At 53.9% G+C, this 21,345-nt stretch carries 18 protein-coding genes; 10 read left to right on the forward strand and 8 right to left on the reverse strand.

Annotated features, from left to right (window positions below; genetic code table 11):
* The 3 genes from HMPREF9412_RS30820 to HMPREF9412_RS30830 form a co-directional block, all read right to left on the reverse strand.
* The coding region (locus HMPREF9412_RS30820; RefSeq protein WP_441295390.1) for a response regulator at positions 1-512 on the reverse strand (512 nt) is incomplete at its 3' end.
* Positions 502-2,322 carry a cache domain-containing sensor histidine kinase gene (locus HMPREF9412_RS30825; protein WP_009595869.1) on the reverse strand — a complete coding sequence of 607 codons (1,821 nt, stop codon included), beginning with the start codon at positions 2,320-2,322 and terminating at the stop codon, positions 502-504. The genes HMPREF9412_RS30820 and HMPREF9412_RS30825, both read right to left, overlap by 11 nt.
* Positions 2,323-2,720: 398 nt before the next feature.
* A complete protein-coding gene (locus tag HMPREF9412_RS30830; RefSeq protein WP_009595901.1) occupies positions 2,721-3,797 on the reverse strand; it encodes a copper amine oxidase N-terminal domain-containing protein in 1,077 nt (358 codons plus the stop codon).
* Positions 3,798-4,201: 404 nt separating this feature from the next.
* On the opposite strand from HMPREF9412_RS30830, the gene HMPREF9412_RS33075 reads away from it, so the two are divergent.
* The 4 genes from HMPREF9412_RS33075 to HMPREF9412_RS30845 all read left to right on the forward strand — a co-directional run bounded on the left by HMPREF9412_RS33075 (position 4,202) and on the right by HMPREF9412_RS30845 (position 10,487).
* Positions 4,202-4,381, forward strand: coding sequence for a hypothetical protein (locus HMPREF9412_RS33075; RefSeq protein ID WP_254664143.1), 180 nt, complete (start codon positions 4,202-4,204; stop codon positions 4,379-4,381).
* A 458-nt stretch (positions 4,382-4,839) separates the two neighbouring features.
* Positions 4,840-5,739: a streptogramin B lyase Vgb(C) gene (vgb(C), locus tag HMPREF9412_RS30835; protein ID WP_009595867.1), complete on the forward strand. Its 900-nt coding sequence runs from the start codon at positions 4,840-4,842 to the stop codon at positions 5,737-5,739.
* A 141-nt stretch (positions 5,740-5,880) separates the two neighbouring features.
* Positions 5,881-7,530, forward strand: a complete 1,650-nt coding sequence (locus HMPREF9412_RS30840; protein WP_009595863.1) for an SWIM zinc finger family protein — start codon at positions 5,881-5,883, stop codon at positions 7,528-7,530.
* Positions 7,527-10,487 carry a DEAD/DEAH box helicase gene (locus tag HMPREF9412_RS30845; RefSeq protein WP_009595857.1) on the forward strand — a complete coding sequence of 987 codons (2,961 nt, stop codon included), beginning with the start codon at positions 7,527-7,529 and terminating at the stop codon, positions 10,485-10,487. Before HMPREF9412_RS30840 ends, HMPREF9412_RS30845 begins: the two co-directional genes overlap by 4 nt.
* Before the next feature lie 681 nt (positions 10,488-11,168).
* Here HMPREF9412_RS30845 and HMPREF9412_RS30850 read toward each other — a convergent pair.
* Positions 11,169-12,005, reverse strand: coding sequence for a helix-turn-helix transcriptional regulator (locus tag HMPREF9412_RS30850; RefSeq protein ID WP_009595875.1), 837 nt, complete (start codon positions 12,003-12,005; stop codon positions 11,169-11,171).
* Between the two features lie 134 nt (positions 12,006-12,139).
* Between HMPREF9412_RS30850 and fabF the strand changes: the two genes are divergently transcribed.
* From fabF to HMPREF9412_RS30870, 4 genes are all read left to right on the forward strand, one after another.
* Positions 12,140-13,381 (forward strand): beta-ketoacyl-ACP synthase II, encoded by a 1,242-nt coding sequence (gene fabF, locus HMPREF9412_RS30855; protein WP_009595905.1) that lies wholly within the window; start codon positions 12,140-12,142, stop codon positions 13,379-13,381.
* 211 nt (positions 13,382-13,592) lie between these two features.
* Entirely contained in the window at positions 13,593-14,105 is a 513-nt protein-coding gene (locus HMPREF9412_RS30860; protein WP_009595881.1) for an RNA polymerase sigma factor, read from the forward strand.
* On the forward strand, positions 14,105-14,986 hold the full coding sequence (locus HMPREF9412_RS30865; protein ID WP_009595880.1) for an anti-sigma-V factor rsiV: 882 nt from the start codon (positions 14,105-14,107) through the stop codon (positions 14,984-14,986). Before HMPREF9412_RS30860 ends, HMPREF9412_RS30865 begins: the two co-directional genes overlap by 1 nt.
* Positions 14,987-15,167: 181 nt before the next feature.
* Positions 15,168-16,283, forward strand: a complete 1,116-nt coding sequence (locus HMPREF9412_RS30870; RefSeq protein WP_009595899.1) for a stalk domain-containing protein — start codon at positions 15,168-15,170, stop codon at positions 16,281-16,283.
* 185 nt (positions 16,284-16,468) lie between these two features.
* Here the strand turns inward: HMPREF9412_RS30870 and comJ are convergent, their stop codons facing one another.
* From comJ to HMPREF9412_RS30885, 3 genes are all read right to left on the reverse strand, one after another.
* A complete protein-coding gene (gene comJ / locus HMPREF9412_RS30875; protein WP_009595883.1) occupies positions 16,469-16,954 on the reverse strand; it encodes a competence protein ComJ in 486 nt (161 codons plus the stop codon).
* Between the two features lie 27 nt (positions 16,955-16,981).
* A complete protein-coding gene (locus tag HMPREF9412_RS30880; protein ID WP_009595859.1) occupies positions 16,982-17,632 on the reverse strand; it encodes a hypothetical protein in 651 nt (216 codons plus the stop codon).
* A gap of 99 nt (positions 17,633-17,731) precedes the next feature.
* The gene (locus tag HMPREF9412_RS30885; RefSeq protein WP_009595862.1) at positions 17,732-18,331 is read right to left on the reverse strand and encodes an SMI1/KNR4 family protein; all 600 of its coding nucleotides are present in this window, start codon (positions 18,329-18,331) and stop codon (positions 17,732-17,734) included.
* 279 nt (positions 18,332-18,610) lie between these two features.
* Between HMPREF9412_RS30885 and HMPREF9412_RS30890 the strand changes: the two genes are divergently transcribed.
* On the forward strand, positions 18,611-19,606 hold the full coding sequence (locus HMPREF9412_RS30890) for an aldo/keto reductase (RefSeq protein WP_009595860.1): 996 nt from the start codon (positions 18,611-18,613) through the stop codon (positions 19,604-19,606).
* A 102-nt stretch (positions 19,607-19,708) separates the two neighbouring features.
* Here HMPREF9412_RS30890 and HMPREF9412_RS30895 read toward each other — a convergent pair whose 3' ends face one another.
* Positions 19,709-20,344: a carbohydrate-binding family 9-like protein gene (locus HMPREF9412_RS30895; protein ID WP_009595879.1), complete on the reverse strand. Its 636-nt coding sequence runs from the start codon at positions 20,342-20,344 to the stop codon at positions 19,709-19,711.
* A gap of 200 nt (positions 20,345-20,544) precedes the next feature.
* Between HMPREF9412_RS30895 and udk the strand changes: the two genes are divergently transcribed.
* Positions 20,545-21,183 (forward strand): uridine kinase, encoded by a 639-nt coding sequence (gene udk, locus HMPREF9412_RS30900; protein ID WP_009595891.1) that lies wholly within the window; start codon positions 20,545-20,547, stop codon positions 21,181-21,183.
* The last annotated feature ends 162 nt before the right edge of the window (positions 21,184-21,345 follow it).

Below are 21,345 nucleotides of genomic sequence, written 5' to 3' on the forward strand. Positions count from 1 at the left end.
TTCGATTCCAAACATAGCTCCGGGTATCGCTCACACAATTCGGCCTCGGCATGCTCATCCAACGGAGTGCCGGAAGCAAGCAGCCTTCGCAGAAAGCCCCGGTTGACCACCATTTCTTGGGCCTTCCCCTTCGCTTGTGTAAGCCTGCGCTGCAGCAGCCGTTCCCTGGCTTGGACAGCAGCCTCGATAATTTCCCCGGGCCTGCTCGTCTTCAGCAGGTAATCGCTCACGCCTTCCCGCATCGCCTGCTGCGCATACGCAAATTCATCGTATCCCGAGATGACGATGATCTCGATCTCGGGATGCTGCTGCTTGACTTGATGCGCCATATCCAATCCGCTCAGGCCTGTCATGCGTATGTCCGTAAATATGATTTCGGGCATTTCTACGGGAATACGCTGAAGGGCTTCCTCCGCCGAGGCCGCGGGCGTCAGCACCGTAAAGCCGTTATCCGCCCAATTGATCACGGTACTCAAACCATTTCGAATGATCACTTCATCATCAACGATCATGACCTTCAATGTCGCCATCCCCTTTGCCGGATATTTCCGATTGTTGAATTTCAGGTAAATCAGGTATCGTAAACATCACCCGTGTCCCGGCACCCTCGGTGCTCTCCACACGCAGCCCCGCATCCTTCCCGTAATGAAGGAGCAGCCGCTTATGGACGTTCCGCAGCCCGTAGCTGCCGCGCGGGGTTTGTCCCTTCTCGTACTGCAGCGGATTTTCGACCAGCTGCTCCTGGAGCCATTTCAGGCGCTCCGCCGTCATCCCGATGCCGTCATCCTCCACCACGAAGCGGATCCCTTCGGGTTCGCGGTGTCCGCGAATCGTAATCGTCCCTATCCCGTCACGGCTCAGGATGCCATGCAGCATGGAATTCTCCACCAACGGCTGCAGCAGCAGCTTCAGCATGGTGTGCTGATACAGATCCTCTTCCACATGATCCTTAAACTCGAATTTTTCCGGATAGCGGATGGTTTGGATATTCACGTAATGGCGGACATGCATGATCTCCTGCTGTATCGTGCAGTATTCCTGCCCGTTGTTCAGGCTGAACCTCAGAAAATCGCTGAGCGACCCCACCATCTCGGCAATCTTCACATCCTGGTTCATCAGCGCCAGCCAATGGATCGATGACAGCGTATTGTAGAGGAAATGCGGATTGATCTGTACCTGCAGCGCATGCATATCCGCCTCCTTCTTCAGCGACTCGTTCAGCTTCACTTCATCGGTAAGCTTCACGATCCGGGAGCTGAGCCGGTTATAACTGATAATAAGCTGCCCGACCTCGTCGACCGTCTTGACCGGCAGCGCCGGCAGCGGCTCTTCCGGGCTTGAGCTCTTGAGGAATTTCGTTAAGACGGACAGAGGATTCGTAATCTTCTGGATCAGGAAAAGAACCAGAACAATGGCGAGCAGGATGGCCACCGTGACCGCAACCGCCGTCAATTTGATGAAATACTGGTTCTGGGAGCGGTATTCCTGCGAGGGAATGATGCCGACGAGCTTCCAGTTCACGCTGGACATTTTCTTATAGAGAATGGTCTTCTTGCTGCTTCCCTCGCCATAGTCAATATTGCCGCTGAGCCCCTCGAACTCTCCAATCGCAGGATAATAATCCGCCAGCGTCAAATTGGTCTCCATATCCGGCGGACCGGCGATAATCCGGTTATTCTCGTCAAGAAGAAGGACGAATCCGGTCTTCTCCAGGACGGCCTGCCGGAACTGATTGGCAATGACGCCCTGATCCAGATTGATCTGCAGATTCCCGATCGGCTTGTATTTATCCGTGCTCCGAATCGGCCTGGCCAGCGTGATGACCTTCCTGACGCCTTCAAAGGTCCACTGCCGGTGAACGAAGGACCACCATTTGGGATGGTGTTCGTAATAATCGGGAACCATTTCGGTAATATTCCGGAACTCGGAGCGTACCAAGGATTTATGCGAAATCGCATCTTTGCTGCCGAGCGGTTCAACGATGATGTTGGCGATATAATCTTTGGAAAAGGCCAGGTTCGTCAAAAAATTAATAACCGTCGTCTGCTGAACGTAGTTGCTCTGCTCGGTCTTCAGATAGGCCTGAACACCGGTATGCCCGATGAGAAACAGCGAGATATTCTCCACGTCCTTGACCATCGTATCCAGGTAAGCTTCCAGCTGTCGGAGCGTATTCATCCCCGTAATTTTGGCCTTCTCTTCGGTCAGGCTTTTGGCTATGTTAAAAGAGAAAATACCCAGAAACAGCAGCGGCACCAGCGTAGCGATAATGATAAGCAACGACAATTTATGCTTTAGCGATTTCCCAAGCCATTGCTGCATACATACACCCCGTTCAAAGTCCCTATGATATGGGCTTGTTATATTACTTAACATTGAATGCGTTTACTTCAAAATCAATCTCCATTCTTCGCTAAAATGTGTCAGGTTTATTAACTATCTTAGAGGAATCTTAAGACTCAAGTAAATGGTAATAAAGTCCTACAAGAAGGGATAAAATCTTCTTGAGGCAAATGGTGAACGCTCCATTTCGGCGATCGGCTACGGAGATGTAAACGGCGTTGAAATCCATAAAAGCACAGCACAAAAAGGGCGCCGCAGCGCCCATCACATTCGGTATTCACATCATCCGACCGAAACCTTCCGCTTCTAACCCATGTTGATCACATCCTGCCGGAATGCGTTTATGTGTAGTCCTAAAGTTTTATGATAAAAAACCGTTATTGCCCTCGCTCTTCCAAACGACGATATTCCATCTCATCCACCTCAAACCGGTTGAACTCTTCATTAAATCGGTATGTGATTCGGAGATCCCCGGCAAAACCAGCCGGGCTCATGCTTCCTGCCGCTTCCGTAAGAAGCCGTCCTTCCGCCAAACGATGTCTGACAACGGCTCCGAAGCCAAGCTTATCAAATAGATAGCTTTTATCTTCGGAATCGTCCTTGAACTTTTGGACGCTTTCCTTTCCGTTAACCGTAACCTTAACCGTAAAGTAATCCGCATACTTCTGGATGCTGGACTGCACATGGCTCGATACGGCCTGCTCCAGCGATTCGATCGGGATTTCCTCCAGAGACCCGGCGTCCACTACATGCATCTCCCCCACGTATAGACCGGTGCCCGTCCCGTCCACGTAGAACACAACAACATCCGGCTTGCCATCGCCTGTGACATCCTGGTAATGAATGACGGGTTTACGCGTAGCCTCTCCTCCATCCCAGTCCTTAAAGACCCGCTTCCTACCTTCTACCTCGACCACCATGCCCTCATATCTGCCATATTTCGATGCGCTGATCGGATACAGCTTCACATTGCTGTTCTCCTCCGCCGTCAACAGGTCAACCTCCGGCGTATAAATGTAAACCATGCCATCCTTCGTATCCAAGCGGACTTCCGCATTGTACAGCTCCGTCATGAATCGGGCGGGAACCATGACGCGACCATCCATAAGCTGCACGGGAACGGACAGGGCGTAGGTCTTCTCTTTTCCCTCGGCAACGTCGCTTCCCATTTTCAAGGTGACTTGGTCGGTGCCCGTGTTAACGGTTAGCGTCTTACTCTTGTTATTCCAGCGGAGCCCCATAGGCTTCAAGTATTCCTTGACCGTGTTCAGGGGGACCAGCACTGTGCCGTTCACGATGACGGGTTTGACATCCGGCGTCATTACATAATGATTGACGTTTAAAAATTCCAAGTCCTTCTTGTGCGCGGCCTGGGCCTGTACCGCCGTACTTAACAGCATCGCGGCCGCTATGGCGCCGCTTGCAGCCATTTTCGTCCATTTCCGGGTTATCATGTTCGCTAATCTCCTTGGCTTGTAATATTCAGTAATGCATCTATAACTAAGACGCAAGGTGAACGCAATTGGTTCGTGCATATCCATGAAAAATGACGAAAAACGTCTCCATTTCAATTTTTTCGATCATCGTCAGTAAAAATTGCCGCTTTTAAACTTAAATTCATGACCACATTCCAGATGATATGTTAGAATCAGAAATGATTGTTATAATATGGAATGCGCTTAACTCAAGGTTAATGCCATTCATTCGGGATACCAACGATAAGTATGTCATGGATCGGGCACGAACTCACCTGTATCCGAGCTCCGAGCTTCAGCGGGGAGTTAAGCCATCGCCTGGTCTTAAGGATACGACAGCTAGAATCTTCGATACGATTCGTAAAACAGTACCTTGAAGGGAGGTGAGCTCCTTGAACCAAGGGATATCCTTTATCGGCATGTTTTCCATGCTTAGCATTATCGTATACGGGCTATTCGCACTTCTCGGTTTATATGCTTTGTATCTCCTCATCAAATTGATGATCCGGGCCATAACCGCGCTTGAACTCTACATCGACGAGAAACGCAACCGACGGCTGTAAGGCAAACTTCGGATAAACCGAGGTTGAAACCACGGAACATCCTATGGTAAAGTCTAGGCAACCAGAAATGAAAGGGTGAACCCAAAGCCAATGATCTACTAATCCTGTCCCAAGCATTTGGAAAACACTTCGATTTCACGATACGAGGTTTTCGGGATAGGATTCGTGCGGCTTTTTTTATATGTGACGGGTGGATGTTTGAGACTTCTTCATGTAGAGTCCGCATCTTCTTTGTTCGTATTCGCCTCCTATTCCGAAATCTCGGAGTGGGAGGTTTTTTACTATTTTATCAACACCTATTGAGAGACTAGAGATTACCGATGACAGGAATTCATCCAAGCATCCACAGGAGAGCCTTCCCCAATCTGGGAAATCCGAACGCGAGATTTGAACACGCTCAATCTAATGAAGAATCCGCTTTAAGCATCCTAACAACTTCTACAAGGAGGCATGTTTGCATGCAGATCACGGTACAGGAGTACAAGATAGCGAACCGGGAGTCGGGACCTTATGGTATTGCGGCAGGACGAGACGGGGCCATCTGGTTCACGGAGCAAAAAGGAAACCGGATCGGACGAATCACCAAGGGAGGGGATATGCGTACTTTCGATGTCCCGACGCCGGATGCGGGGGTCATGTCCATCCTCTCTGCCCCTAACGGTGACCTCTGGTTCACGGAGTACAAAGCGAATAAAATCGGACGGATGACAACGGAAGGGATATTCACGGAATTTGAGCTGCCGGAAGCAGGCTCGTCTCCTTACGGCTTGACGGAAGGCCCGGATGGAGCCATATGGTTCACCCAGCTAATCGGCAATCGGATTGGCCGGATTACGCCGGCAGGCGTTATCACGGAATACGATTTGCCGCGCGCAGGCTCGTACCCTTCCTATATTACGGCCGGTCCGGACGGCGCGCTGTGGTTTACGGAAAACCAAAACAACTGCATCGGCCGGATTACGGTAGACGGGGAGATCACCGAGTACCGGATTCCAACCGAACAATCAGGGCCTGTCGGCATCACGGCAGGTGGCGATGGCGCCTTGTGGTTCGTTCAAATCAACGGTAATCAAATCGGACGGATCACGACGGCCGGGGAGATTACGGAATTCAAGCTCCCGACCGGGAATGCCAGACCCCATGCCATCGCGGCGGGAGCTCGCGAAGATTTATGGTTTACGGAGTGGGGAGCCAACCGGATCGGACGAATAACATGTACCGGGGACATTACCGAGTATCCGATCCCCACCCCCTCAGCCGAGCCTCACGGCATTGCCGTGGATTCCGGCGGCGAGGTATGGTTCGCCGAGGAATGCGACCAAGTCGGCCGTTTCATCGTTCAATATGAGGATTCCTGATCGAACGCTCTACTCCGAAAAGCCCGTGCAGCCTGCTGCCGGGCTTTTCCAGCGCGAAGCTGCTCCGGCTGGTTTCTTCATCTAGGGGAATGTGATAGATTAAATGGATACTCAGAATTATTTCTCTTAGGAGACCGTCCGATGATGAACCCAAACTTAACTTTAGATGATCTGCAGTGGCAAACGCTCATTCAGCAAACTGCCGGTTATTTCAGCGATTTGACCATTAAACGGGGATTTCAATATTACAAGCAGGGCCGTGTCCACGCAAGCGAAAAGGCGGATGCGTCCGGTGTGATCGAGGCTTCCGTGGATGGAACGGAAACCTACCGCATCAGGCTTCAGCTGCATTCCCTGAGCGACAGCGAATGCAGCTGTCCCGTTAACGAGGGCTGCAAGCATATGGTGGCCGTTCTGCTTGACTATGCCCAGCTTCAGGGCCGATCCATCCATGCTTTGGTTAATGCGCATTCCACTACGTATGCCGCATCTTCTTCGTATGACCGAAGCGAGTCCGGTTTGAGCCAAGGCCATGAACGCCCGCCTGCCGGAGTTTCGAAATGGAGAGTCAAGGCCGACCATTTGCCCGAGCTGCCGATCTCCGCATGGCATGAACTGTTCGAGGTTTGCACGGCTTCGCTGGGAGCTAATACGCAGAATTCGTTTTACGCCAAAAACGCGCTGGCTTCCCTCCATCACATTAAACCGCCGCTGCCGCTGGATATGGATCCGTTATACGAGCTCCATGCCCATCTCTTCATTCTCGAGAAGCTGGTCAAGCAGCCAGCCAGTGCCTGGAATGCCTCAGGCTCTTACATCGGCTATCATACGCAGGTAGCAGCGGATCATATCCTGGCCAGAATCGAGCGAATCCTTCATGAAGGGCTTGTGGACGGCGAACACGAAGAGGCATTCGGACAGCGGCTGACCGAGACGATTTCGTTTGTCCGGCGGAGCATGCTAAGCGAACCGCGGAACCGTAAATTTTACGCCCAGGTCTATATGCAGCTCTGGATGCACTGGATTCATCCGTTGGCGAAAAAAAACGACGGCTTGATCAAGGAGGAATTGGAGCAGCTGCAGGCAGCCGAATCGGAGCTCGGCAGCAGCCTTTCGCGCGCCTCATGGTATACGGCGCAGAGCTTAATGTCCTTCTATCTCGGGGAAGACGCATCGTCCTGGGACCTGATCAGGGCAGCGGACAAGGTCAGCAGCCTGCCCCCGGCTTCCGTCCTGGGCTTCTTCGACATGCTGCATTCGGGACGAGACTGGGGCCGCTTGGCCCGCTGGCTCCCGGAGATCGGCCCGCTGCTTGGCAGTCACCGCAACGAGCACCTCAGCAGCTATCAATTCTACTGGGATGCCGTCATAGAGCACCTGCCCGGGGAAGCGGAACGGATGTGGAGCAGTCTTGCCGACATGCTCCCTTATTCGAAGGACATCTATCAGAATGCCTTGATCACGCACGGCAGATGGCGGGAATGGATCGACTATCAATTAAGCACAGGCCGGGAGCCGCTGGAGCTCCGGGTCAGCGAGCTCGCGCCCATCGAGAAGAATGCGCCCGAGCTGCTGCTGCCTTTTTACCATCAGGCCGTCGAACGATATATCCTTCACAAGAACCGAGCCGGCTACAAAGCAGCCGTCAAGCTGCTCAAACGGCTGGCTAAGTTATATAAAAAGCTCAAACAGCAGGAGCGCTGGGATTCGTTCATTATTTCCTTATCCGTACGCAACAGCCGGCTTCGCGCATTCCAGGAAGAGCTTCGGAGAGGAAAGCTGATATCATGAGCAGATACACGGAAACCATCACGGTCCATATGGCATTAAGCGAATACGGAGATGCCGTGATATACGGCTCTACCGTCATGCGTGGTTACGTATCCGGACAATACTTGAAGCACCGTTTATTCGCTTGGCATGAAGCCTCCTTCTACGGAACAGAGCTTATCGTCCAATCCGTTCAGGATATGGAAGTCATCATCTTGCCTTCCGAGCAAGTCATACCGTTCTTCGCGGACGGCCGGCTGCTCGAACACATCGAATGGGTTTGGGACGAGGATTGCCTTCCCTTCATTGAACTTGCGACTTCGCTGGCAGCCTGCATTCAGGATAAGCAGTACGCGCCCAGCTTGAGCGCCTTCAAGAATGGCAAGCTGCAATGGATCTGGGATACGGAGGCTTTCTCAGCCGAAGAGCAGGCCCGCCTCTCCGTCTTGATTGAAGACGAGATATGGAATGAAGGCTTGCGCGCCGCGTTCTCCGCCGCCGTTCAAGAACAGTGGTACGGCAGCGAAGAAGCCGCGGCTGACCTGCGCAGGGAGTATCCCCTGCTGTTCTCGCCGAGCCGTACCGCGGCCGAAGGCATGGATGACAAGTCCTGGCTGATTGCCATCGGATGGCGGCCGGATACCGCTCCGTTCCGCCCCCTGCTGCAATTGCTGGAGCCGGACGAAGAAGAAGCCGAGTGGCGTCTTCGGCTCGTATTGCAGGACAAGCTGGACGCGGCGGCGCTTGCAGCCGTTCGTCTGGCCGAAGACGGGCAGGCATACGGATCGTGGCCGGAGACATGGACCGCCCATATCAAGGAGCGGGCCGCCGGCTGGCTCCAAGGTTTGCGGGCAGCCCTGCCGGCCCGGGTGCTTCACGCTCCGGCTGAAGACATGCTCGGCGCCCCGCTGTCCGACGAGGCCGCGTGGCAGTTCCTGACCGTCGACAGCCAGCGGCTGCTCCAGTCCGGCTGGCTGGTGCTGCTTCCGGCTTGGTGGGAAGCCGCCAGCAGGAAGAAGCCCAAGCTGCGGGCGAAGGTCCGCTCCGGCGAAGGCGAGAGCGCGGAACGAAGCAACGGCGGGTCCCTGTTCGGCTTGGATGCGCTGGTCAATTTCGATTGGCGCATCGCCATCGGCGAAACTACCCTTTCCGAAGCGGAATTCGCCGAGCTTGTTGCCCGGAACGAACGACTGGTGCGGTTCCGGGGCCAGTGGATTCCGCTCGATCCCGCTCTGGTCGCCCAAATCCGCCAGATGATGGCGGGCGTAGACCGTGAGGAAGGCCTGTCGTTTCAGGATATTCTGCACTTGCATCTGCTCGGGAACAGCGATGAGACGGAGCAGGTTCATCAGGATGCGGAAGAAACGCGGGATCCGGAACGGATCAAACTGGAAGTGGAGCTGAACGAGCATCTCGTGAAGCTCATCGGCCAACTCGGCCGGCAAAGCGAATGGCCGAGCCTCCCTGTCCCCACCGGTCTGAAAGCCGAGCTCCGGTCGTACCAGCATGACGGCTTTGCCTGGCTTGCTTTTTTGCGGCGTTACGGGCTCGGTGCATGCCTTGCCGACGACATGGGCCTTGGCAAAACGGTGCAATTTATCGCCTACCTGCTGCACGTGAAGGAGACGACGATGGAGCGGGAAGAGAGACGCCTCCCTTCCCTGCTGATCTGTCCGACCTCGGTGCTTGGGAATTGGCAGAAGGAGCTTGAACGGTTCGCCCCGTCGCTCCGGGTCATGCTGCACTACGGCGGGAAGCGCAGCAGCAGCGAGGATTTCTATCATGAGGCTTACCAAGCGGACATTATTCTTACTTCCTATGCGACGGCAACGCTCGATCAAGAGATGTTAAGAGACATGAGATGGGAAACGATCGGCATCGACGAGGCCCAGAACATCAAGAATGCCGACACCAAGCAATCCGCCGCCGTGCGAAGCTTCCCGGCAAGGCACCGCGTTGCGCTGACCGGTACACCGATTGAGAACCGGCTGTCCGAGCTGTGGTCCATCTATGACTTCATCAACCCCGGATATCTCGGCAGCCTGCGGGCATTCAATCTCCGGTTCATCCAGGCCATCGAAAAAGACAAGAACGAGCAGCGCACGGCCGATCTTCAGAAGCTGATCAAGCCCTTCATGCTCCGCCGCAAGAAAAAAGATCCGGCGATTCAGCTCGACCTGCCGGACAAGCACGAGATGAAGACCTATATCCATCTCACGGCCGAGCAAGGCGCGCTTTACGATCAGACCGTGAACAGCCTCCTGGAACGCATGCAAAAGCTCGAGGGCATCGAGCGCAAAGGCGCCATTCTGGCAGCTCTGACGCAGTTCAAGCAGCTCTGCGACCATCCGGCTCTGCTGACGAAGGAGCCGCTCCCGGAACTGCCGGGAGGCGGCGGCTTGCTTGACACCGAGGCCGTGGTCAACCGGTCGGCCAAGCTGGAGCGGCTGCTGTCCATGGTGAAGGAGCTGCGGGACGAGGGCGAACGCTGCCTGATCTTCACCCAGTATATCGGCATGGGCGAGATGATGCGGCAGGTGCTGCATCAGGAGCTTGGTGAGCCGGTGCTGTACTTGAACGGCAGCACGCCGAAGGGGACGCGCGATCGCATGATCGAGCAGTTCCAATCCCGGACGCTCCCGCCCGAAGAGCAACCGAACGTCATGATTCTCTCGATCAAGGCCGGCGGCGTCGGCCTGAATCTGACCGCGGCGAATCACGTGTTCCACTTCGACCGCTGGTGGAACCCCGCCGTGGAGAATCAGGCTACCGACCGGGCCTATCGGATGGGGCAGACCAAGGACGTCCAAGTGTACAAGTTCATCTCCATGGGAACGCTCGAAGAGCGGATCGATGAGATGCTGGAGAGCAAGCAGCAGCTGAGCGATCAGGTTATTGCAAGCAGCGAGGGCTGGATTACCGAGCTGTCTACCGATGAGCTGAAGGATCTGTTCACGCTGCGGCGCGATTGGGCGTAATCGCTCTGTCAAGGAGTGAGCTGTTAGGCGATTGTGAACCATCGGTCCCGTTGGAGCACAGCGCGGAATGCCTGTGGAACTCCTAGATGGCCCAGGTCTCGCTCTTAACGACGATATCGTTGAATAGCAGAAAGCCCCGTGTGTGGACACGGGGCTTTTGTTATGCGGAGGAGTGGACGGTTGACGAGCTGCGAGAAGATTTACATTGCTACGCGTTTGAAGCTTGTACGACAGGGCGATGTTTTCTATTAACGGACACAGAATACGCTATTAAGCCAAAACCCACTATTCTGAAACACGAACCGGACTGTGAGTCCGTTATTTGCTCCAAAATATGATAAATATGCAGGATATGAGCCCCATAACGGATCTAGTGTCCGATAAAGTTGTAATTAGGGCATAATCTCGCCATATAACGGAACTGGAGTCCGATAGGTCGGAACAACAAGTAGTTAGGCTGCATTAAGAACGGTAAGTACCGGCACGGAGTCAGGAATTACTGGTGCAGCAAGTGCAAAATGCACAGGATCCATTACTTCTGGCCAATAAGTACCATCAGTATCGCAATCCGTCACATCGAGCACCAAGCGCAAACGGCACGGAGCCCAATTACTTTGGCACAACAAGTGTATCCCGCATCCGTTACCTCTGGCGCAACAAGTGCTCCCCCGCTACCTCCGATCACTCCTCCATCAGCTGCCGCAGCTTCGCTTCCGTAGTCGTGTCGGGAGCTGGCGTATAAATGCTGCATCGCAGGTCATCATTTCCGTACACTTTGAGCGACGTGAGCTCATATACCATTTTCCCGGCCTTGGCATGCCGGAATTCCAGATGCACCTCCGGGGCGTAGCTAACCTGGCTCTGCTCCCACATGCGGTTGAAGTCCGGATGCCCGTTCTTCATTTCCTCCAAAAAATGGTCATACCATTCATCCTCGACATATTGACCGTAATAGCTTCGGAACATCGACAGGAAGCCGCTGGCAAACTGCTCCCAGTTCACCGCCAGCCGCTGGAATTCCCTGCGGGTAAAGAGCAGCCGGATCATGTTCCGCTCCTCGGGCGGGATCCGGTCAAAATCTAGAAACACGTACGCAGCCGCGCGGTTCCACCCCACGATATTGCACTTCCGATCGGATATCATGACGGGACAATATTTTAGCTCGGTGATGATTTTTTGTAGGGACGGGCTGATCTGCACCGCTTCGTGTTTGACCGTATACGGCTCCGCCCCGCTCTCCAGCGCCAGGGAGTACAGATATCTGCGCTCGTCCGCATTCAGCTGCAGCGCACTTGCGACGCAGTCCAGCACGGATGATGATACCTGGATGTCACGCCCCTGCTCGAGCCAAGTGTACCAAGTGGTACTGACGCCGGCCAGCTGGGCGACCTCCTCCCTGCGCAAGCCCGGTGTTCTCCTCCGGGTACCGGGCGGCAGCCCGACGGACTCGGGAGAGATTTTGGCACGCTGCCCTTTCAGAAAAGCGGACAACGCTTGCAGCCTAACCTGGGAATTCATCTATCATCCTCCTTCCTTCAACAAGGATAGCAGTTTTTATACTAGGATAAACGGTATCTTGTAATAGGATACTACACGTGACATTATAACCTTAAGATTGACAAGTTATAAAGTCGTAAGGAGGCTGTTCATCCATGGAAAGAGTCGTTATCACCGGTATGGGCGTCATATCGCCGCTGGGCCATGATGTGGATACGTTCTGGTCCCGGCTTGTGCGGGGAGAGTCCGGTATTGCATATATAGAACATTTGGACACATCAAGACAAAAGGTACAAATAGCAGGCGCCGTGAAGGAGTTTGACGCAAACGCGCTGTTCGGCGCTAAGGAAGCCCGGCGGTTGGACCGCTTCTGCCAGTTTGCGCTGGCTGCGGCGGATCAAGCGATAAGCCAGTCGGGCCTTGATCTTGATCAGATCGATCATGAGCGCATGGGGGTCTACGTCGGCTCCGGCATCGGCGGCATCCAAACCCTGATGAATCAGAGCGGCACGCTGTCGTCGCGGGGTCCCGAGCGGGTCAGTCCTACCCTGGTTCCCATGATGATTCCCAATATGGCGGCCGCGCTCATCAGCATTAAATACAAGGCGCTGGGCTCCACGCTGGCACCGGTTACGGCATGTTCGATCGGCAATACGGCGATCGGCGAGGCTTTCTTTAACATCCAAGCCGGCCGGTCCGACATCATTATCGCGGGCGGATCCGAAGCCGCATTGACCGACATCTCGCTGGCCAGCTTTGCGAATGCCACCGCCCTGTCCTCCCGCAACGAGGAACCGGGACGCGCCAGCCGCCCATTCGATGCGGACCGCGATGGATTCGTCATGGCGGAAGGGGCCGGCATCCTCGTCCTGGAGTCGCTCTCCCATGCCCTAGGCAGAGGCGCCGGCATACTGGGCGAGGTTATCGGTTACGGTGCCAGCTCGGATGCCTTTCATATGGTCGCCACGCCGGAAGACGGCAACGGCGCGGCACGTGCGATGAAGCTGGCGCTGGCCGAAGCGAACCTCTCCCCGGCCGACGTGGATGTCATCAGCGCCCATGCCACCAGCACGGTCATCGGTGACCGTTCGGAGACGGCGGCCATCAAGCAGGTATTTGGCGAGGAGGCGTACCGCATCCCGGTAACAGCCAACAAGTCGATGACCGGACACATGCTGGGCGCATCCGGCGGCGCGGAGGCCATTGCCCTCGTGAAATCCCTGCAAGAAGGCATCATACCACCGACGATCAATCTCGATCATGCCGATCCAACCTGCGATTTGGACTATGTGCCCAACGAGGCGAGAAGCGCCAAGCTCCGCATCGGCATGTCGAATTCCTTCGGCTTCGGCGGACATAATTCGGCAATTATATTAAAGAGATATGAGAACGAATAACCATGAGTCTACAAGACCCCAGTTGAACTGGGGTCTTTTTCTTGTTGCGATAATGGGAGAATGGGCTGAATAATGGACAGAAACAGAAACAACGGCTTTTTTAAATTTTTTTCGCAGAATCAAACTTTTTGGAAGACTCGCACGTCTTGCTTCCGTAAGTCAGTTGCAATTGATGGTTACCCGCGCGGGCCCAAAGGAGTGTCATATTTACATGAGAGGCGGCCGGAAGCTTGAGAGGCTTCTTATCCAATGCATAACTGAAAACCAGGACAGCGCCTACCGGCTGGCGTACAGTTACGTCAGAAATAAAGAGGATGCCCTCGATATCGTTCAGGACGCGATCCACAAAGCATTTTTATCCATGGAAAAGCTGAAGCAGACGGGTTCACTAAAAAGCTGGTTTTTCCGAATTATTGTCACAACCTCCCTGGATCTCATTCGAAAACAGAAAAAAGTCCGCGTCATGGACGACGAGAACCTGGAGTTCATATTACCCGGCAGTCATGACCACTATCCGAATCTGGATCTGGCCCAGTCCCTGGAGGATCTGCCTGACAAGTATCGGCTCGTCATTATTCTCCGGTTTTTCGAAGATATGAAGATTGACGAAATTGCCGAGGTGCTCCATGAGAATGTGAGCACGGTGAAAACGAGGCTATACCAAGGACTGCAGAGACTGCGGGTGAACCTAAGCGAGGAAGACCAAGAGGAGGCACAACGATAATGCATGACAAGCTGAATAGGATGAAGGAGCAGTACGAGAGCACTCCTATTCCCGACGAACTAAGCTCGGTGGTTAACAAGACCATCGCAGCCAGACGAACAAAAAATAGAGCGCTGCCCTGGCTCGCCGGCGTGGCTGCTGCATGCGCACTGCTGTTTGCCGGCGTGAACGCAAGTCCCGCTTTCGCCAAGGCCATGTCCGATGTGCCCGTTCTGGGCGAGATCGTCAAGGTGATGACCATTCGCGAATATGCCGAGCAGGACGGCAGCACGGAGGTGCATATCGAAACGCCCGGCATTGCCAACCTGGGCAATCCGGAGCTTGAGCAAACGCTGAATAACAAATACCTGGAGGAGAACAAGAAGCTGTATGCGAACTTCAAAGACGAAGTCGCCCAGCTAAATCACGAAGGCGGCGGGCATCTCAGCCTCGATAGCGGTTATGAAGTCGTCACCGACAATGAACAGCTGCTGACGCTTTCCCGCTACGTCGTAGAATCGGCCGGAGGCTCCGCCGAGTCCAGGCAATACGATACGATCGACAAGATCAACCATTTGGTGATCACACTGCCAAGCCTGTTCAAGGATGATACCTATATCCAGGTCATCAGCGACAATATCAAGGAGCAAATGCGCAGGCAGATGCAGGATAATCCCGAAATCACCTACTGGGTAGAGCAGCCTGGCGTCGAATCCGATGTACCGGAGGATCAATTCCAATCGATCGCCAAGGATCACAATTTCTATATTGATAACAATGGCAAACTGGTCATCAGCTTCAACGAATACGACGTGGCTCCCGGCTATATGGGCGTCGTGGAATTTACGATCCCTACGGAGGCCATTGCGGATCAGCTCGTCAGCAACGAATACATTCGATAGATCCGCCGTCCATCACCAACATACGAATGCAGATCGTTCCTCCTATCCCTTTTGCCCCGGATTTTTTGTTGAAACTTTATGAGTTCGTGGGAAACCGGAGGATAAGGAGACCGCTTCGCTTCTCCAGAACTTCTGTCTTCTCACTTTAAAGATATCAAACCTAACCCTGGAGGTAATCACGATGAAAACAATCAAGCATACAAGCCCACTGGCCAAAACACTCGCGGCTGCCGGATTAGCGGGCGTCCTGATGATATCCGCTTCGGGGCTGCCGTCCGCTCATGTCCATGCCGAAACCAAAACTGCAGCGAGCACCGATCAGGTGAAGGCTCCGACCGCTGCCCCGCAACGGGTAACGTTCAAAACATTGCAATCCAAGGAAAAATGGCTCGAAACGGATATCAAGATTCCTGTATTCCAAGGTCTGGCTGACACCAAGTACCAAGATCAGCTGAATGACATCATCGAATCCCATGCTTCCAAGGATATTGCCAAATGGGAGAAGGAGGCTTCCGAGGCTGCGGCAAATGCGGAACAGAACGGCTACACCATGCATCCTTATCAGCTGACGATCACCTATGAGCTTACATCGGATGGCACGGACGACAGCCTGATCTCCCTCAAGGTCATCACGGAAGGCATGGGAATGAACAATGGCGATCCCCGCGTGGATACGTATAACTTCATGAACGAAGCCGAAGCCCGGCGCGTGACGCTGGAGGACCTGTTCGGGAAGAATTACAAATCGATCGTGGATACGGCGGTCAAAACCGCGATTGCCGCGGATCAGGACCATTACTTCGCGAACGAAGACGGATTCCAGGGCATTGATGCCGAACAATCCTTCTACGTCGCGGACGGAACAGCCTATATCGTATTCCAAAAATACAGCATCGCCCCAGGAGCCACGGGAACGCCGGAGTTTGCCGTGAAGCTGCCGGGTACAGCACCCGAAGAAAAGCCCGTTTTCGCTGTCTTGAAGCCAGGCGCTTACTACAAGGATAACAACGGCAAGATGATGGTTCCCGCGGCCCGCGTGCTGCGTCAGCTCCGCTTCGATGTCAAGTGGAACGGCAAGAGCAAAACTGTGGAAATCTCCAAAGGTGCCATCTGGAGCGCGGTGAAGCTGAACAAGGATGCGTACGCTTTTGGCAAAATGGCTCCGCGCCCGCTAGGCGCGTCTCCTGCAATGAAAGACGGCCATGTTTATGTTCCGCTCGCTTTCCTCACGGACATTCTGCAGCTGCAGGCTGATCAAAGCCAACATGGCGAGATTACGGTGACAGCAGCACAATAGCTATTTTCCACGCAATCAGATCGTTTCTGCTTTCCATAAAGAGCTGGCAAAGTCGGGACAACAGCACATCAGCATGGCGGCAACAAAAGAGGCCTCTCCAACACGGAGACGGCCTCTTCTTATATCAATGATAGGGAGAATTGCCTTACGCGGCCTTCAGTACCCCGTTTTCTGCAATGTATGGGTCAACAATACCCCTCCGCCAAGGCTTCTCCAGCCCTGCCGCCCCATTCATCGTCCATCAAAAATCGGGCTTGGACATACTCTCCTTCACGCACGAAAGTCAGACGGTAATACACCTCTTCATCCTCGCAAATCTCAAAATACAAGGCATACCGCCCTTCTTGCAGCGGAAGCTCAATGACGGCGTCCGACATGACGGACAACAGCTCCAGCTTGCCGGGATCCAGAACATCAAACGGTACGACCATTCGGCGCTGCGCGTTCGGGTCTTCCGTGAACGACTCTGTCAAGGCCAGCTTCACCCAAGCGCCGAAGGCATCGTCCGGAATCGGATCAAAGGTCAGATACCCGGGATGAATGACAGCGCCCTGCTTGATATTGATTTCCCCCCACTGGCACAGCTCCTCGTCAAAATCCCGCGAGCGGACTTGAATTTGATGGTGCGAGATGGTGAGATCCACCTCTTGGGTCATTTTTGTATGCTGCATTGTTCCGCACCTCGTTTTAAAAAATTTCTATTTAAGCTGCTCTATATGGATCGTGGCCAGCCTGCGCTCCTTATCCACCTGAACCCGCATGCTGATGCCCAGCTTCTCCTCGAACAATCGGGTGACATTCAGATACTTATCCACCACCACACCAGACCCTCCTTGGCCGTTGGAGCGCGTCATGCCTGCGGTGATAATCTCCTTCACCATATCCCCGTCCGCTTTGGCTGCCGGGTCGTATGTAAATAGGGGCTCTTTACGGTCATTATAAAAGATGATGTCCTGCCGATATTCCTTTGCGTTCACATACTCTTTCCGGGTCTCGATATAGTCGTTCTCCAGATGGTCATACTGGACCCTCCCCGCCAAGAACGGATTGTCCTCCGAAGCCTCCACCTCGAACTGCCCATACGCCAATTGATACAGCATGTTGAGGTCCGACCCTTCCAGTCTGTAATACAGCGGGCGCAGCTCCCCCTTCTTATCGGTCGCGGCGAAGCCAGCCAGCAGCGGCCAAGCATCCACCTGTTCACCATCCACATCAACGGCGAGCTGGTATTTAGTCAAGACCACTTCATTCTGAAAAAGTCCATACGTGCGCGCAATAAAATAACCGGGTGTCAACAACACGGCCGCCACCAGGAGGATGATTCCCCAGAGGACCCGTCTGTTGTTCATGCTGTCACCTCCCCTCGCCGGTTCTTCATCCGACTCCTAACGTACCGCCTTTAGGCAAGGTTATGGGCATTAGGAGTGGTTCTATGTCTTCTGCTTCAATTAGTAGTCCACTTCTTCAATGTCGGTGCGCAGATTGCGGTTGGACGCCTGAAGCAGCTCCGTGAAGGAAGGCGCGATATAGTACACAAAATCAGGATCATGCACGTACATGATGATCTGCCCGGACGTTCCCGGCTCAGCCGGATCAAAATCCAGCATCAGATACAATGAGCCGCCCGCCATCGTGGCAAACGGATACCATGCCTTGTGGAACAGGTACGGTTTAATTTCCGGATCCAGCCGCTGTACCTCCTCTGGACCGTAGTACGCATCGAGCCGTTCGTCCCGTTCGCAGAAATATGATTTGACTTCCCTCATCTCATCCAGGCTCATCAGATAGAACGGGGTGTATTCGCCATCTCCCTCGTTACCGGGATAGAGCACGTGAAATGCGTATCCGCTGCCGTCCTTCTTGCTGTAGAACGAACGGAAATCCTCCGGCAAAGCGATCCCGAACTCCTCTTCAAATTGCTTCAAGCGATCCGAGGGCGCTCCCTCCAATTGTTTATACTCGCCCAGCAGATCCCGAAGATCTTCAGCCACCTTCTCCTCCAGCAGCTGCTCCAGCTCGGTCATCAGACCATCGATGACAGCATTCATATAAACATCCCCTCCGTTTACAGCATGTCCGCTCATTCCAAGCGGCACGCTTTCCCTTTACTAAAAAGTATATAGAACCCGCCCTAATGAAAACAACATGTCCAGCGGCATGCAAAAAAAGGGACAAAATCCCTGTTGAGATGTCCGATTTTGTTCTTTTATGAAAAAGCCCCGGGTATTTTCGCTTCCGGCTGCTGCGCTTGTCATCCATACATAAAAGGCCGATAATGGAAGCAGATTTCGATCACGAAGATCACTTGGCGATGGGGAGGCTATACTATGGAATACGTCTACTTGGGAAGAACCGGACTTGAAGTATCCCGCTTCTGTCTGGGAACCATGACTTACGGAGATTGGGATTTGGATGAGAAGACCTCGCTCGGCATTATCGACAGGGTGCTGGATTCGGGGATTAATTTTATCGATACGGCAGATACCTATGGCAAGGGTACGAGCGAAGAAATTATAGGCAAAGCCCTTCAAGGACGAAGAGACCGGGTGATTGTCGCAACCAAATTCAAGGTACGGACCGCCGACGGACCGAACGGAGAAGGCGCCAGCCGTTACCGCATCATGAGACAGGTCGAGGCCAGCCTGAAACGGTTGAATACGGATTACATCGACCTCTACCAAGTGCATAGACCGGATCCTCATACCCCGCTGGACGAGACGCTGCGCGCGCTCGATGATCTGGTTGCCCAAGGTAAGGTACGATATATCGGCTGCTCGAACTTTGAGGCTTGGCGTATCGTCGAATCCCTGTGGACCAGCGAAAAAATGAACCTGGAGCGCTTCGTTACCAATCAGCCTTCATACAGCATCTTCAACCGATATATCGAGCAGGAAATCCTGCCGGCTTCACAGCGCCACGGCCTGGCTACGCTGGCCTACTCCCCGCTGGACGGCGGCTGGCTGTCCGGCAAATACCGGGCCGGGCAGCCGCTGCCGGTCAATTCGCGGGGCGAGCGCATGGACATGGATGCTCCCGGCAACCGTGCCAAGCTGGACAAGGTTGAATGGCTCGCCCGGCGTGCAGCGGACAAAGGGATCACGCTGGGGCAGTTCGCGCTCGCATGGCTGCTGCAGCGCGGCATCATTCCCGTCGTCGGCATCCGCAGCGAGCAGCAGCTTGCGGACAATCTGAATGCACTGAACGTGCAGCTGACCGAGGAAGACTTGAAGCTGGTGGACGAGGTGTCCCCAAGCCCATACCGGGACTTCTCCCAGGACGGCAGCTTCTGGTTCAATGAACCGCGTGCTTACCGGTTTAAGTGAGCTTGAACCGGACTCGTAAGGCATTAAGTCATCACCCAACCCAAAAAGCTATGTTCAACGCTGCACGCCCGGCATCGGTTCAATCGATTCCGGGCGTGCATGCTATGTGGCATCCACAAACTCCAGCCTTCCGAAACGCGAGGGCATATGGTAATTGACCTCTCCGGTGGGGCTCCAAGCCTGATATTCCCGGTTTCCTTGGTCGTCTTCGTCAATGCGGTAAAAGTTCACGTTCCAGCTTCGTCCCGCTTCCGGCGGATTCTGAAAGTTCTGCGCCGGAATGCGAATCTCGTAAACCAAATGTCCCTTCCCATCGTTCTCTACCGTGGTCAGAAGGCCGGTAAGGTCCCACTCGACATCGCTGTCCGTGATCGACTTTTGCCCATCGTTACGGATCCGCGCATCAAATACAACATTGTTCGGGCTCACCTCAAGCTCGATATATTCCAAGCCCTCTCCTGCTTCATCCATAAACAGCTCCACGACATCCTGCTCATACAGCGGGTCATCCCGATGCCGATACTCCGAGACGATATGGGAATCCCGGCAAACAAACTGCACGTAGAAGCATTCGGCGCTCCAGCAGGCGCGCACCTCCGTCGCTTCCTTCGCGGCAAGCCCGGTCACGGTGTCGCTCAGGGCCACAGCTTCATAGCGGCTCCAATCGACGCTTCCCCGATTCTCTCCCTGCTGAAGGTATATGGCGGGCTTGCATGGGTAAATAGCGGTATAACGCATGATCATCCCTCCGAAACATTTTCAATTGTAGTCATGATATCCTCTATGATAAGTCATACAGATTCGGTTCGCTATTCCGTGGTAAGAATAAAGAACATGAGGAAATCCCATCTTTTGTTCTATGCTCCCATAGTGAAAAGAAGCGCATGCTGTGCTACAATAATAAAATTGCAAACTCTAGGGAGGGTTATGGATTCGCCATGCTCATAATTGGTATCGCCGGCGGCACCGGATCGGGCAAAACAACGGTTGCCCGCTCTGTCATTGACCGTCTTGGTTCAGATAAAGTCACGTTTATTTCGCAGGATAACTATTACAAGGATCATAAAGAGCTCAGCTTCGAGGAACGCGAAGCGATTAACTATGATCATCCGTTCGCTTTTGACAACGAGCTGCTCGTCGAGCATCTCGGGATTTTAAAAAGCGGACAACCCGCTTTCGCACCGGTATATGATTTTACCGCCCATGCCCGCTTCACGGATCAGACCATCGAGCTGAAGCCGAACAACATCGTCATCATCGAAGGTCTGCATGTGCTGTCCGATGAGAATCTGCGCAAGCTGCTACACATTAAAGTGTTTGTGGATACCGATCCCGATGTGCGCCTGCTTCGCCGGGTCGTACGCGATATTGAGGACCGCGGCCGGACCATCCAGTCGATCCATAATCAATACCTGACAACCGTCAAGCCGATGCATGAGGCGTTCATCGAACCCTCCAAGAAATACGCCGACCTGATCATTCCCGAAGGCGGAGAGAATGAAGTCGGCATTCGCCTGCTTTCCATCTTGACCGAGAAATATTTGACCGGCGACCGCACGCTGTCGGGCGAATCATAAGACAAGCTTGTACGTCGGCCTTTAGGCATGTTGGCAGCATGAAAAAAGCCCGCGGATCTGTAATGACAGGTCAGCGGGCTTCTTGACGTGGTCCGTTCGCTTACGCGCTGGTAAGCCAGCCTGCGCGTATGCTTGCACTCTTCCGCTTCCGAGCGTGCTGCG

The sequence above is a fragment of the Paenibacillus sp. HGF5 genome, assembly GCF_000204455.1.
GTDB classification, from domain to species: Bacteria; Bacillota; Bacilli; order Paenibacillales; family Paenibacillaceae; genus Paenibacillus_AQ; species Paenibacillus_AQ lautus_A.